The organism is Burkholderia multivorans ATCC BAA-247 (assembly GCF_000959525.1).
Taxonomy (GTDB): Bacteria; Pseudomonadota; Gammaproteobacteria; order Burkholderiales; family Burkholderiaceae; genus Burkholderia; species Burkholderia multivorans.
In genome coordinates this window covers 394,000-407,352 of sequence record NZ_CP009830.1, presented here as the reverse complement: position 1 = coordinate 407,352, position 13,353 = coordinate 394,000, and the positions used below count along the sequence as shown (strand labels likewise).

Sequence of the window (13,353 nt, the reverse complement as noted above, 5' to 3'; positions counted from 1 at the left end):
GTCACATATGCTCGTACCCGACGTCGCCGCGCACCTTGCCGCGGAACACCCAGTACGACCAGCCCACATACATCAGCAGCACCGGCAGCATGAACGCGGTGCCGATCATCAGGAATTCCTGCGACATCTGCGCCGACGCGGCCGACCACAGCGTCACGGACGGCGGCGCGACGTGCGGCCACAGGCTGATCGTGAGTCCCGAGAAGCCGAGAAAGAACAGCCCGATCGACGCGACGAACGGCAGCACCTCGCCGCGGCCGTGCAGCGCGCGCCAGGCGAGCCACGCGAGCAGCGCCGTCAGCACCGGCACCGGCGAGAAGAACAGCAGGTTCGGCCAGGCAAACCAGCGCGCGGCGATCGCCGGATCGGCGAGCGGCGTCCAGATGCTGACCGCGACGATGAACACGATCACGCCGATCAGTGCGTGGCGCGCGGCTCGCCGCGCGGCGAGCTGCAGCGGCCCTTCGGTCTTCATCACGAGCCAGGTGGCGCCGAGCAGCAGATAGCCGACGACGAGCCCCGCCGCGGTCAGCAGCGGAAACGGCGCGACCCAGTCCCAGCTCGTGCCGGCGAAACGCCCGTCGACGACGCGAAAGCCCTGCACGAACATGCCGAGCACCGCGCCCTGCGCGGCGGTCGCCACAAGCGAGCCGCACGCGAACGCCCCGCTCCAGAGCCGCTTGCGCGCGCCGACCACGCCGCGAAACTCGAACGCGACGCCGCGAAACAGCAGCCCGAGCAGCATCAGCAGCACCGGAAAGTAGACGCCCGGCACGACGACCGAGAACGCGCCCGGAAACGCGGCAAGCAGCAGCGTGCTGCCGAGCACGAGCCAGGTTTCGTTGAAGTCCCACACCGGCGATACCGACGCGATCATGCGGTCGCGCTCCGCTTCGTCGCGGCGCCAGAAGAACAGCATCCCGACGCCGAGATCGAAGCCGTCGAGCAGCACGTACATCAGCACCGACAGCGCGAGCACACCGGCCCACAGCGGTACGAGATCAAGCCCTGTCATCATTTGCTCCCGGTGGTTGCGCGCCGCTGTCCGACACGGCCGACAGCGGCCGCGCGGGCCGCTCCGAGACGGCCGCGCCCGGCGTTCCCGCATGCGCGGGCGCCGTGTCGGGCCCGAGCCGCACGAGCCGGCGCAGCAGCACGAAGCCCGCGCCGAAGATCGCCAGATAGCCGATCGCATAGAGCGCGAACGACAGCGCGACGTCGCCCGTCGTCAGCGACGGCGTGACCGAGTCGGCCGTGCGCATCAGCCCGTACACGGTCCACGGCTGCCGGCCGGCTTCAGTCGTCGTCCAGCCCGCGAGCACCGCGAGGAAACCGATGGGCATCGCCAGACGGCACGCGTGCAGCCAGCCGCGTGCCGCGTACAGCCTGCGTCTGCGCCACAGCGTGAGCCCGCGCACGACGATCGCGAGCATCACGATGCCGAGCCCGACCATCAGATGGAACGCGAAGAACACGACCGGCACCGACGGCCGCTGGTCGCGCGGCCAGTCCTTCAGCCCGTGCACGAGCCCGTTCCAGTCGTGCGTCAGATACAGGCTGCCGAGGCGCGGAATCGACACCTCGAAGCGATTCGTCTCGCGCGCCTGATCGGGCCACGCGAACAGCGTCGCGCGCACGCCGCGGCCGGTGTCCCACAGCCCTTCCATCGCCGCGAGCTTCACCGGCTGATGTGCCAGCGTGTTGAGGCCGTGCGCGTCGCCGAGCGCGATCTGCACGGGCACGGCGATCGTCAGGAACCATAGCCCCATGCGGACCATCACGCGACTTTCGTCGGGCGCGCGCCGCTGCAGCAGATAGTGCGCGCCGACCGCGAGCACGACGAACGCGGTCGTGACGAGAAACGCGGTGACCGTATGCGCGAGCCGGAACGGGAACGACGGGCTCAGCAGTACCGACAGCATGCTGTCCGGATAGAAGCGTCCGTCGACGATCCGGTAGCCGGTCGGCGTCTGCATCCAGCTGTTCACCGCGAGAATCCAGAACGACGACAGCAGCGTGCCGAGCGCGACCAGCACGGCCGACATCGCATGCGCCCACGGCGGCACGCGCCGGCGGCCGAACAGCAGCACGCCGAGAAACGCCGACTCGAGAAAGAACGCGGTCAGAACTTCGTACGCCATGAAGCCGCCCACGACGTTCGACGTCGCCGCGACGAACCGGCTCCAGTTCGTGCCGAACTGGAACGGCATCACGATGCCCGATACGACGCCCATGCCGAACGACACCGCGAAAATTCGCAGCCAGAACGTCGACAGCCGCAGATACACCGTACGCCGCGTCGCCCAGTGCAGCACCTCGAGCGTCGCGATGAAGCACGACAGCCCGACGGTGAACGCGGGCAGCAGGATATGAAACGCGATCACCCAGGCGAACTGGAATCGCGACAGCAGCAATGCATCGATGTCCATGGGACCTCCGGTCAGGCGCGACGGCGCGGTCGCCATGCGCGCTCACGGCGTCGCGCCGTGCGCCTTCTGCCAGCGCTCCATCAGCGCGATCTCGTCGCGCTGCGCGGCGACGATGCGGCTCGCGAGCTGCCGCAGCGTCGGATCCTTGCCGTATTTCAGCTCGACCTGCGCCATGTCGATCGCACCCTGGTGATGCGGCGCCATATGCGAGACGAAATCGCGATCGGCGTCGCCCGTATAGCGCGCGGCGTCCATCGCTTCCATCATCCGGTGGTCCGCGCGCTGGAAGGCCTGCGTCGACGAGTCGGGCACGACGGTCGGGTCGGTCGGCCGCAGCTGCGCGGCGGCCGGCATCGCGGCCGCGAGCGCCGCGAGCGCCGCGCAGGCGGCCGCACAGCGCAGCGGGCGGACGAATCGGTGGGAATGAATCGGCATGACCAACCTCCTTGTCGAATGAAAGGCGGCGCGGTGCGCGGCCCGGCGCGAGGCGCGCAGGCACCGTGCCCGCGTGCTGGCGGCACGCCGATCGCGATCGCGCGGCCGTTCAGCGACGCCGCGCACGCGCGTGTCCTTCGCCGCGCGCGACGAGCGTGCGGATGCGATCGGCGGTACGGCACGCGATCGCCTGAATCGTCAGCGACGGATTCACGCCGCCGACGGTCGGAAACACGGAGCCGTCGCAGACCCACAGGTTCGGGATGTCCCAGCTCCGGCAATCGGCATCGACGACGCTCGTCGCCGGATCGTCGCCCATGCGCACGGTACCGGCGAGATGGCAGGTGTCGTCCTCTTCGTGCCAGATGTCGCGCGCGCCGGCCGCCTCGAGCGCGCGCGACATCTGCGCGAGCGCGTGGCGGATCATGCGCCGGTCGTTGTGGTCGTACGCGTAGGTCACGCGTGCGACCGGCAGCCCGTACGCGTCGCGCTCGTCGGCGAGCGTCACGCGGTTGTCCGCGCGCGGCAGCGTCTCGCCGACGATCTTCAGCCCCGCCTGGAAGTTGTAGCGCGCCATCTCGCGCTTGAGCGCATCGCCCCACAGCCCGCGCGACGCGAGCTTGCGCGCCCATTCGATCGGCAGCGGCCCCTGGCTCATCCAGCAGTAGCCGCCGAAGAAGTCCTTGCCTTCGTCGACGTAGTTCCAGTGCTCGGTCAGCGACAACGACGGCGGCCCCTTGTACCAGCGCACCTCGTCGTCCATCGTCCCCCACGACGCCTGGTTCAGCTGCGCCATCAGATAGCGGCCGACGAGGCCCGAGCTGTTCGCGAGCCCTTGCGGATGGCGGCCGTTCGCGGACAGCAGCAGCAGCCGCGGGCTCTCGATCGCATAGCCCGCCACCACGACGTTGCGCGCGCGCTGAAATCGCGTGCGGCCGTCGCGGCGATAGTGCACGCCCGTCACGCGATCGCCTTCGGCCTCGATGCGCAACGCCATCGCGAGGTCGCGCACTTCGGCGCCCGCGGACACCGCACGCGGAATCCACGTGACGAGCGCGCTCTGCTTCGCGTTCGTCGCGCAGCCGGCGATGCAGAAGCCGCGATACACGCACGGATGCGCGCGGCCGCGCGGCGCGGACAGCGTGGCGAGCGGCGTCGGCGCCCAGTCCATGCCGAGCGCCTCGGCGCCGCGCGCGAGCACCAGCGCGGCGGCGTTCAGTTCGTGCGCGCGATACGGATAGCGCGGGCGCGGCGGCCCCCACGGATAGCGGACCGGGCCGCTGATCTTCAGCGCCTGCTCGACCTCGCGGTAGTAATGCCACATCTCGCGCCAGTCGAGCGGCCAGTCGACGCCGTAGCCGAGTGCGCTACGCGAGCGGAACCATTCGGGACGAAACCGCAGCGACACCATCGCGAAGTGCACGGTGCTGCCGCCGATCGCGCGGCCGCTGTTGTTGGTGCCGAGCGTCAGCGGATCGGCGCCGTCGCAGATGCGTTCGTCGGTCCAGAACAGCTTGCGCTGATGCGACTCGTCCGATGCGAACTCCTCGAGCGGCCGCCACCACGCGCCCGCGTCGAGTGCGACGACCGAATAGCCGTATTCGGCGAGCTTGCACGCGAGCGTGCCGCCGCCGGCGCCGGTGCCGACGATCACGAAGTCGACCGGATCGTCGTCGCGAAACATGCGCATCGGCATCCAGCCGCCAATGCGCAGCGGGTCCGGTGCACGGCCGTCGCAGCCGCGCGGCGTCGTCGCGGACAGCGGCGCGTCAGCGGCCATCGTCGTCGCCTCCGACGCGCGCTTCCCACGGGTCGCGCCGATTGAAGTCCATCCGCACGTAGCCGCGCGGGCTCGCGGGGCCGCCGAAGCCGATCTCGTTCCATGCGTACGGATGGCTGTAGTACGCACCGCAGACGTCCATCAGCACGCGTTTCGTGAAGAACGTGCGCGCGTCCATGCCGGCCCAGGCGCCGCGATCCGCGGCATCGATCTCGCCGCGCTGCACCGCGCGCAACAGCGCGTCGGCCGTGTCGCCGTCGAGCGATGCGAACGACGCGCGATGCGCGCGATGTGCCATCGCGTCGAGCGCCGCGAGGCCGATCTGCCACGCGTCGCGCAGCGGCGGCAGCCGCGCGTCGCGAAAGCCGTCGCCTTCGTCGTTCGCGAGCCGCGCATGGACGAGCGCGGCGGTCGGTATCGCATCGCTGCCGGCCGGCTGCGGCACAATCCGCGCGCAGAGTGCGCGCAGCGTCGCAAACCGCTCGGCGTCGAGCGCGCGCGGCGCGGTGGCCGCGACTTTGAGCCGCGCGTCGATCGCGCGACGCGTCGCGTCGTTCCACGACGGCGTGTCGCGTTTCGCGAGCACGTCGTAATCGGGATAGCGCGGCAGCACGGCCGCGCGCTCGTTCTCGCGCTTCATCGTCCCTCCCGTTCGGCCAGCGCCGTCGCCGCCAGGCCCGCGATCGCGAGTGCCGTAAACGCCGGCGGCGCAGGCAGCGGCGGACCCGACAGCACGTTCTGCGACCAGTTGCGCCAGCCGCCCATTTGCCGCGCGACGCCGCGCGTATGGAACGCGACGCCGACGAGCCCGAGCAGCGCGGTCGCGCGCATCCAGAACCGGCAGAACGGTCGAGCGGCGCGCGGGCGCGACAGCGCGACGTGCGCGGCCGCGAGCGCGGCGACCGGCGGCGCGATCAGCGGCGCGAACATCGCGCGATGCTGGAACGCGCCGCGAAAATGCAGCAGGCCGACCTCGCCGAGCGTGCCGACGAGCCCCGCGGCGACGAGCCCTGCGAGCACACGGCCCGCAGGGCGGCCGCCGATGCACGGCGCGGCGGCCGGCGAGTCGCGCATCCGTTCGCCGGCCGCGCCGAGCGCGCCGGACAGCAGCAGCGCGACCGGTGCGCCGAGCGGCGCGCCGTAGAACAGGTTGTGCCAGCTGAAGCGGCCCACGCGCTTCGTCACGTTGTACAGATGGAATGCGGAACCGGCGAGGCCGGTCGCCGCGGACGCGACATGCACGGCATCGCGCAGCCGGTGTCGCGCGGGTGTGTCGTCCGCGTGACCGTGCACGCTCGCGATCACCGACAGCGTCGACATCACGAGCGGCGCGACCATCGCGCGGTTGTGAAACGTGCCGCGATAGTGCTCGACGCCGCTGTCGGCCAATACCGAGCCGGCCAGCAGCAGCGCGCTGCGGTTCAGCAGCCGCGCGGCATCGCGCAGCAGCTGCTCGTCGCGCGCGGTCGCGGGCGGGCGGAAAACGCGCATCGTGCCTCCTGGTCCTTCCGGTCGTTCAGGTCGTTCAGATCGCATAACGTTGCGCATCGGCCGTCCTCAGTTCGAGACCGACGCCCGGCCGTCCCGCGTCGATCTCGAGCGCACCGTCGATCAGCGGCGGCGCGCCGTCGAACAGCATGCGTTCGATGCGCACGTGATCGTGAAACCATTCGACGTGCCGCATGCGCGGCGCGACGCAGCCGACGTGCCGATGCAATGCGGGTGCGCAATGCGCGGACAGGTCGACGTGATACGCGTCGGCGAGCGCGCCCGCCGCGAGAAACCCGCTGACGCCGCCGCAGCGCGTCGCGTCGGCCTGCAGCACGTCGACCGCGCCGGCTTCGAGCAGGCGCCGGAAGTCGTCGGGCGTATACGCGTATTCGCCGGCCGCGACGTCGACGCGCGCGCCGACATGCTCGCGCACGAACCGCAGCCCCGCGATATCGTCGCTGCTGACCGGCTCCTCGAACCAGCGGACGTCGTAGCGCGCGGCGCGCTCCGCGAACGCGAGCGCGGTGCGCGCCGAGTACGCGCCGTTCGCATCGACGAACAACTCGACGTCCGCGCCGAGCGCGTCGCGTGCGGTCTGCAGCCGCGCGGCGTCGCACGCGTCCTGCACGCCGATCTTGATCTTGCACGCGCGAATGCCTTCGTCGCGCCAGCCGCGGAGCTGCGCGGCGAGCGTCGCCGCGTCGTACGTGGTAAAGCCGCCGCTGCCGTAGACCGGCACGCGTTCGCGGCGCCGGCCGAGCAGCGTCGCGAGCGGCACGCCGGCGAGCTTCGCCTTTGCGTCCCACAGCGCGACGTCGAGCGCCGAGATCGCGGTCGCCGCCACGCCTGCGCGGCCGATGTTGCGCACCGCGCGCCACAGCGCGTCGACGGCAGCCGGCACATCGGCGAGCGGACGGCCGCGCAGCGCGTCGGCGAGCAGCGAGGTCGCGAGCGACGCGGCACTCGCATCGGTGTACGTGTAGCCGAGCCCCGTCACGGGCCCCGCATCGATCTCGACGACCACGATCGTCGTGGCGGTCCACGCATAGGTGCCGTCGGCCTCCGGCCGGTCGGTCGGCACGCGATACGCGCGCGCCCGCACGTCGCCGAGGGTCGGCGCATCGGAAAGACTCATCGTCGCGCTCCGTGGCTGCGTGCCGTCGCGCATGCAACCTGCATACCTGTCAGCTTCGGGCGGCACGCCGCTTGCGCCGCGGCACGTTCATCGCCGCGCGCACCGGCAGGTTGCGTGCGGGTCACCGCGAACCAAGGAGAAACGGCATGGCGACAGTGGCGGATTTCATCGTCGAACGGCTGTACGACTGGGGCGTGCGCCGCGTGTACGGCTACCCGGGCGACGGCATCAACGGGTTCTTCGGTGCGCTGAACCGCGCAGAGGGCAAGATCGAATTCGTGCAGGCGCGACACGAGGAGATGGCGGCCTTCATGGCGTCCGCGCATGCAAAATTTACAGGCGAACTCGGCGTCTGCGTCGCGACGTCGGGGCCGGGCGCCGCCCACCTCGTGACGGGCCTGTACGACGCGCGGCTCGATCATATGCCGGTGCTCGCGATCGTCGGCCAGCAGGCGCGCGCGGCGCTCGGCGGCCATTATCAGCAGGAGGTCGATCTCCCGGCGCTGTTCAAGGACGTCGCGGGCGCGTTCGTGCAACTCGCGACGGTGCCGGGCCAGGTGCGCCACCTCGTCGATCGCGCGGTGCGCACCGCACTCGGCGCGCGCGCGGTCACCGCGCTCGTGCTGCCGAACGATCTGCAGGAGCTCGACTATGCGGCGCCGAAGCGCGCGCACGGCACCGTGCATTCGGGCGTCGGCTATACGCGGCCGAAGGTCGTGCCCTATGCGGACGATCTGCAGCGCGCGGCCGACGTGCTGAACGCCGGTTCGAAGGTCGCGATGCTGGTCGGCGCGGGCGCGCTGCACGCGACCGACGAGGTGATCGCGGTCGCGGACCGGCTCGGTGCGGGCGCCGCGAAGGCGCTGCTCGGCAAGGCCGCGCTGCCCGACGATCTGCCGTGGGTCACGGGCTCGATCGGGCTGCTCGGCACGAAGCCGAGCTATTCGCTGATGACCGAATGCGACACGCTGCTGATGGTCGGCTCCGGCTTCCCCTATTCGGAATTCCTGCCGAAGGAAGGTCAGGCGCGCGGCGTGCAGATCGATCTGAAGGCCGACATGCTGAGCCTGCGCTTTCCGATGGAGGTCAATCTGGTCGGCGACAGCGCCGAGACGCTGCGCGCGCTGCTGCCGCTGCTGAACGCGCGGCACGACACCGCGTGGCGCGAGCGCATCGCGCAGTGGAACGACGAATGGCGCGACACGCTCGCCGCGCGCGCCGCCGCGAGCGCGAGCCCCGGCCGCGGCGTGAACCCGCAGCGCGCGTTCACCGAACTGTCGCCGCGGCTGCCCGACGACGTGATCCTGACCAGCGATTCGGGCTCGTGCGCGAACTGGTACGCGCGCGACCTGACGATGCGCCGCGGGATGATGGGTTCGCTGTCCGGCGGCCTCGCGTCGATGGGCGCGGCCGTCCCGTACGCGATCGCCGCGAAGTTCGCGTATCCGCTGCGGCCCGTGATCGCGCTGGTCGGCGACGGCGCGATGCAGATGAACAACATGGCCGAGCTGATCACGGTGTCCAAATACTGGCGCACATGGGCGGATCCGCGCTGGATCTGCATGGTGCTCAACAACGAGGATCTGAATCAGGTCACGTGGGAGCAGCGCGTGATGGAAGGCGATCCGAAGTTCGACGCGTCGCAGCAGATTCCGAACGTGCCTTACTCGCGCTTTGCGACGCTGCTCGGGCTGAAGGGCATCTACGTCGACGATCCGGCGCAGCTCGGCGCCGCCTGGGACGAAGCGCTCGCGTCGGACCGGCCGGTCGTGCTCGAAGTCAAGAGCGACCCCGAGGTGCCGCCGCTGCCGCCGCACGTCACGCTGCAGCAGGCGAAGCATTTCGCGGAGACGCTGCTCAAGGGCGACTCGCGCGAGCATAACGTGATCGTCGAAACCGCGCGGCAGGTGCTGTCGGCCGTATTGCCGGGCAACGGCGAGCGCGGCGGCGGCAAGAAAGAATCGTAAGCGCACGTGGCGCCGGCGTGCCGCGTTCGGCGGCGCCGGCGGCCCTACGCGACGCCGACGTCGTCCTGCTGTGCGTCGCACTGCAGCGCGAGTGCCGCGTTGACGAGCGCGACGTGGGCGAGCGTAAACGGAAAATTGCCGCACATCCGGTGCGTGTGCACGTCGTACTCCTCGGACAGCAGCCCGACGTCGTTGCGCAGCGCGAGCAGCCGCTCGAACAGCGCGTGCGCATCGTCGTCGCGGCGCTGCAGGCGGTACACCTGCGCGAGCCAGAAGCCGGCCGCGACGAACGCGCCCTCGTCCCCTTCGCAACCGTCGACAAAACGCTCGGGCCGATAGCGGAACGGCAGCCCGTCCTCGAGCAGTTCGCGCTCGATCGCGGCGACCGTCGCCGCCACGCGCGGGTCGCTCGCATCGAGCATCCCGCTCAGCGGAATCAGCAGCAGGCTCACGTCGAGGCCGTCGCCGTCGAAGCGATCGACGAAGCGCCCGAGCTTCGCGTGATAGCCGCGCGCGAGCACCTCGTCGCGCACGGTGTCGGCCCAGCGCCGCCAGTCGTCGAGCGGCGCGTGATGTCCGAACGCGCGCGCCGAACGGTACGCGCTTTCGACCGCGGCCCACACCATCGCCTTCGACGACGTGAACTGATGACGGCCGCTGCGCACTTCCCAGATCCCTTCGTCGGGCTCGCGCCAGATCGTCGCGAGATGGTCGATCAGCCGCCGCTCGAGCAGCCACGCGTCGTCGTCCGGCGGCAGCCCGTGACGGCGCGCCTGATACAGCGCGCCGAGCACTTCGCCGTAGACGTCGAGCTGCTGTTGCTGCGCGGCCGCGTTGCCGAAGCGCACCGGCCGCGCGCCGCCGTAGCCGGCCAGGTGCTCGGCCTGCCATTCGTCCGCGCGGCGGCTGCCGTCGGCCGCATAGAGCACTTGCAGCTGCGACGGATGATCGGCGATCGCGCGCACGAGCCAGTCGCGCCAGCCGGCCGCCTCGTCGCGATAGCCGCAGCGCGCGAGCGCGCGCAGCGTGAAGCTCGCGTCGCGCAGCCAGCAGAACCGGTAGTCCCAGTTGCGCACGCCGCCGAAGCGCTCGGGCAGCGAACTGGTCGGCGCGGCGACGATGCCGCCGGTGCGCCGGCTCGTCAGCAGCTTGATCGTGATCAGCGCGCGTTCGATCGCGTCGCCGTACGGCCCCTGCGCGGCGTGGCTGCGCGACCACGCGCGCCAGAACGCGTGCGTGTCGCGCAGCGACGCATACGCATCGGGCACCGCCGGCGCGCGGTCGTACGAGCGCGCATAGCTGATGCAGATATCGATGCGCTCGCCGGCCGCGATCGTTGGCGTGCCGACCAGCCGGTCGTCCTGCACGTCGAGCCGGGCATCGGTGTCGACCCACATCGCGTCGCCGCCCGTCATCATCCGCCAGCGGCGGCCGAAGCGCCGGCACCACGGCAGCGCATAGCCGTAGTCGAAGCGCACGCCGAGCTCGACGTCGAGCGCGACGCACCCGTGCTCGCCGCGCACGCTGCGGATCAGGCACGGATCGTCCGCGGCCCAGCTCATCCAGTCGATCACGACGATGCGGCCCGACGACGTGTCGAACGTCGTTTCGAGAATCGCGGTGCCGGGCAGATAGCGACGCGTGGCGCGCGCGTCGGGCTCGCGCGGCGCGAGCCGGAACCGGCCGTTCTCGGGCGTGCCGATCAGCGCGGCGAAGCACGGCGGCGAATCGAAGTCCGGCCAGCAGAGCCAGTCGATGCTGCCGTCGCGCGCGACGAGCGCCGCGCTTCGGCCGTCGCCGATCGGTGCGTAGTCCTCGATCGGCGTCGCACTCATCGGTTCAGCTTCCGCGCGGCCGCGACACCGGCCGCGACCAGCACGAACGCCGCGCCGAACGCGAGCGCGCGCGCGGAGCCGAGCGCGCCGTCCGCGCCCGTGCGGTGCGCCTCGTCGGTGAACGCGCCGCGCGTCGCGTGCCCGTCCGGCACCGTCTCCCACAGGTTCGACGCGCGCACGCCGGCCGGCTCCGCGCGCTGCTGGGCGCGCACGGCCGTGTACGCGAGATAGCGGTCGAAGCAGCCCGGCGCGACGCCGTTCGCGAGGATCGCCGCGAGCGACGACCAGCCGACCCAGCGTTCGCGGCACGGCCGACGCGCGGCGCGCACGATCGCATCGGCCGCGACTTCCGGCGCGTATACCGGCGCGACGGGCCGCGGCTTGTTCGGCAGTTCCGATTCGGCCCAGTCGAACTGCGGCGTATCGATCGCGGGCAGTTGCACCATCGTCACGCGTATGCGGCTGCCGTCGTGCAGCAGCTCGCAGCGCAGCGCGTCGGTGAAGCCGCGGATCGCATGCTTCGCGCCGCAATACGGCGCCTGCAGCGGAATCGACCGATACGCGAGCGCCGAGCCGACCTGCACGATCGTGCCGCGATCGCGCGTGCGCATCCGCGCCAGCGCCGCGCGCGTGCCGTTCACGCAGCCGAGATAGGTGACGTCGGTCACGCGCGCGAAATCCTCCGGCGCGATCGCGTCGAACGGCGCGAACACGGTGACCATCGCGTTGTTGACCCACACGTCGACGGGCCCCAGCTCGCGCTCGATGCGCGCGGCGGCCGCATCGAGCGCGGCGGCGTCGCTAACGTCGACCGCGATCGGCAGCGCCTGCACGCCGTACGCCCGCACTTCCGCGGCGGCGTCCTCGAGCGCGCGCGGATCGCGCGCCAGCAGCGCGACGTTCGCGCCGAGCCGGGCAAAGGCATGAGCGGTCGCGCGGCCGACGCCGGCACTCGCGCCCGTGATCGCGACGGTTTTCACGTTCGTTTCCTCCGATCTGCTCCGTGGCCCGCGCGTCGCGGCCGTGCACACGCCGCGCGCCAGGGACGCGGGCGACGGAGCAACCGGCATGCCGCGCGACGGCCGGCGCATGCGATCCGGCCGCACGGCGCGCGCGCACGCCCGATTTACAACGCCGCTGTAACGCGGCCGCCGATGCACGCGCGCACGCGTCGCGCGCCGCACTCGCCGCGCGCACGCACGGAAATTGCTGCACCGCCTGTCGCCGTCGTCGTCCGCCGCATTCGGCAAGGAGTCGCGTTGCTGGTCCCGCTTTCCCCGAACGTGCGCCGCGTCGCGTGCGCCCTCGCGTGTATCGTTGCGTCCGCAGCCATTGCATGCGCGCAGGCCGCCGCCGAACCGCTGCCGCTCGCGTATGTCGCGCACGCGGCCGGCCCCGCCGCGCGGCCGGTGTTCGTGCTCGGGTGGGCGCTGCTCGCGCTCTGCACGTTCGTCTGCATCGCGATCGCGACGCTGCTCGCGCTGGCGCTGTTTCGCCGCCGCAGGCGCGAGGCCCGCGGCGGCGACGGCGTGCGCTTCGTCGCGATCGGCAGCGCGGTGTCGGCCGTGCTGCTGTTCGGCGCGCTCGTCTACATGCTGCGCGTGCTGGGCGCGGTCGCCTATCCGCCGCGCCCGCCCGCGCTGACGATCACCGTGATCGCGCACGACTGGTGGTGGGCCGTGCGCTATCCGGGCGAACCGGCGCTCGTCACCGCGAACGAAATCCATATTCCGGTGGGCGAGCCGATCGCGATCGAACTGAAGAGCGCGGACGTCATCCACGCATTCTGGGTGCCGCAGCTCGCGGGCAAGACCGAGACGATTCCCGGCCAGACGAACCGGCAGTGGCTGCAGGCCGACCGGCCCGGCGTCTATCGCGGCCAGTGCTCGCAGTACTGCGGCGCGCAGCACGCGCACATGGCGTTCGACGTGGTCGCGCAGCCGCCCGACGCGTTTCGCGCGTGGCTCGACGCGCAGCGCCAGCCGGCCGCCGCACCGCCCGCAGGCGCGGCCGCGCACGGCGCGCGCGTGTTCGCCGCGCGCTGCGCGGGCTGCCACGCGGTGCGCGGCACCGATGCGGCCGGCGATGCGGGTCCCGACCTCACGCACCTCGCGTCGCGCCGGTCGCTCGCGGCCGGCACGCTCGACAACACGCCGGACAACCTGCGCCGCTGGATCGCGCACGCGCAGCAGATCAAGCCGCAGACGCTGATGCCGTCGTTCGCGCTCGCGCCGCGCGACGCCGACGATCTCGCCGCCTATCTCGCGACGCTGCACTGAAC

General features: G+C 71.5%; 11 protein-coding genes. 2 read left to right on the top strand and 9 right to left on the bottom strand.

Translation table 11 applies throughout. From position 1 onward, the window contains the following. Position 1 precedes the first annotated feature (1 nt). From NP80_RS01830 to NP80_RS01800, 7 genes are all read right to left on the bottom strand, one after another. Positions 2-1,015 (bottom strand): cytochrome d ubiquinol oxidase subunit II, encoded by a 1,014-nt coding sequence (locus NP80_RS01830; RefSeq protein WP_006405145.1) that lies wholly within the window; start codon positions 1,013-1,015, stop codon positions 2-4. Continuing rightward, positions 1,002-2,429, bottom strand: a complete 1,428-nt coding sequence (locus NP80_RS01825; protein ID WP_006405144.1) for a cytochrome ubiquinol oxidase subunit I — start codon at positions 2,427-2,429, stop codon at positions 1,002-1,004. The genes NP80_RS01830 and NP80_RS01825 overlap by 14 nt, the downstream gene beginning before the upstream one ends. A 42-nt stretch (positions 2,430-2,471) precedes the next feature. Then, positions 2,472-2,864, bottom strand: coding sequence for a CopM family metallochaperone (gene copM, locus NP80_RS01820; RefSeq protein ID WP_006405143.1), 393 nt, complete (start codon positions 2,862-2,864; stop codon positions 2,472-2,474). 109 nt (positions 2,865-2,973) lie between these two features. Beyond that, complete coding sequence (locus NP80_RS01815; RefSeq protein ID WP_006405142.1) at positions 2,974-4,644, bottom strand: GMC family oxidoreductase; 1,671 nt, start codon at positions 4,642-4,644, stop codon at positions 2,974-2,976. Further along, positions 4,634-5,284, bottom strand: coding sequence for a gluconate 2-dehydrogenase subunit 3 family protein (locus NP80_RS01810; RefSeq protein ID WP_006405141.1), 651 nt, complete (start codon positions 5,282-5,284; stop codon positions 4,634-4,636). The genes NP80_RS01815 and NP80_RS01810 overlap by 11 nt, the downstream gene beginning before the upstream one ends. Continuing rightward, complete coding sequence (locus NP80_RS01805) at positions 5,281-6,135, bottom strand: hypothetical protein (protein WP_006405140.1); 855 nt, start codon at positions 6,133-6,135, stop codon at positions 5,281-5,283. The genes NP80_RS01810 and NP80_RS01805 overlap by 4 nt, the downstream gene beginning before the upstream one ends. 34 nt (positions 6,136-6,169) lie before the next feature. Beyond that, positions 6,170-7,270, bottom strand: coding sequence for an enolase C-terminal domain-like protein (locus NP80_RS01800; protein WP_006405139.1), 1,101 nt, complete (start codon positions 7,268-7,270; stop codon positions 6,170-6,172). Between the two features lie 146 nt (positions 7,271-7,416). On the opposite strand from NP80_RS01800, the gene NP80_RS01795 reads away from it, so the two are divergent. Then, positions 7,417-9,237, top strand: a complete 1,821-nt coding sequence (locus NP80_RS01795) for a thiamine pyrophosphate-requiring protein (protein WP_006409499.1) — start codon at positions 7,417-7,419, stop codon at positions 9,235-9,237. 44 nt (positions 9,238-9,281) lie between these two features. On the opposite strand, the gene NP80_RS01790 is transcribed toward NP80_RS01795, so the two are convergent. Both NP80_RS01790 and NP80_RS01785 read right to left on the bottom strand, forming a co-directional pair. Next, positions 9,282-11,072 (bottom strand): glycoside hydrolase family 15 protein, encoded by a 1,791-nt coding sequence (locus NP80_RS01790; RefSeq protein ID WP_006409498.1) that lies wholly within the window; start codon positions 11,070-11,072, stop codon positions 9,282-9,284. Then, positions 11,069-12,052, bottom strand: coding sequence for an SDR family oxidoreductase (locus tag NP80_RS01785; RefSeq protein ID WP_006405135.1), 984 nt, complete (start codon positions 12,050-12,052; stop codon positions 11,069-11,071). The genes NP80_RS01790 and NP80_RS01785 overlap by 4 nt, the downstream gene beginning before the upstream one ends. A 279-nt stretch (positions 12,053-12,331) precedes the next feature. Here NP80_RS01785 and coxB point away from each other — a divergent pair, with 279 nt between their 5' ends. Then, positions 12,332-13,351: a cytochrome c oxidase subunit II gene (gene coxB, locus NP80_RS01780; RefSeq protein ID WP_035488539.1), complete on the top strand. Its 1,020-nt coding sequence runs from the start codon at positions 12,332-12,334 to the stop codon at positions 13,349-13,351. The last annotated feature ends 2 nt before the right edge of the window (positions 13,352-13,353 follow it).

What these genes read in the sequence shown, in the direction of transcription:
- NP80_RS01830 (WP_006405145.1), bottom strand. Translation starts at nt 1,015, where the DNA reads ATGACAGGGCTTGATCTCGTACCGCTGTGGGCCGGTGTGCTCGCGCTG.
- NP80_RS01825 (WP_006405144.1), bottom strand. Translation starts at nt 2,429, where the DNA reads ATGGACATCGATGCATTGCTGCTGTCGCGATTCCAGTTCGCCTGGGTG.
- copM (WP_006405143.1), bottom strand. Translation starts at nt 2,864, where the DNA reads ATGCCGATTCATTCCCACCGATTCGTCCGCCCGCTGCGCTGTGCGGCC.
- NP80_RS01815 (WP_006405142.1), bottom strand. Translation starts at nt 4,644, where the DNA reads ATGGCCGCTGACGCGCCGCTGTCCGCGACGACGCCGCGCGGCTGCGAC.
- NP80_RS01810 (WP_006405141.1), bottom strand. Translation starts at nt 5,284, where the DNA reads ATGAAGCGCGAGAACGAGCGCGCGGCCGTGCTGCCGCGCTATCCCGAT.
- NP80_RS01805 (WP_006405140.1), bottom strand. Translation starts at nt 6,135, where the DNA reads ATGCGCGTTTTCCGCCCGCCCGCGACCGCGCGCGACGAGCAGCTGCTG.
- NP80_RS01800 (WP_006405139.1), bottom strand. Translation starts at nt 7,270, where the DNA reads ATGAGTCTTTCCGATGCGCCGACCCTCGGCGACGTGCGGGCGCGCGCG.
- NP80_RS01795 (WP_006409499.1), top strand. Translation starts at nt 7,417, where the DNA reads ATGGCGACAGTGGCGGATTTCATCGTCGAACGGCTGTACGACTGGGGC.
- NP80_RS01790 (WP_006409498.1), bottom strand. Translation starts at nt 11,072, where the DNA reads ATGAGTGCGACGCCGATCGAGGACTACGCACCGATCGGCGACGGCCGA.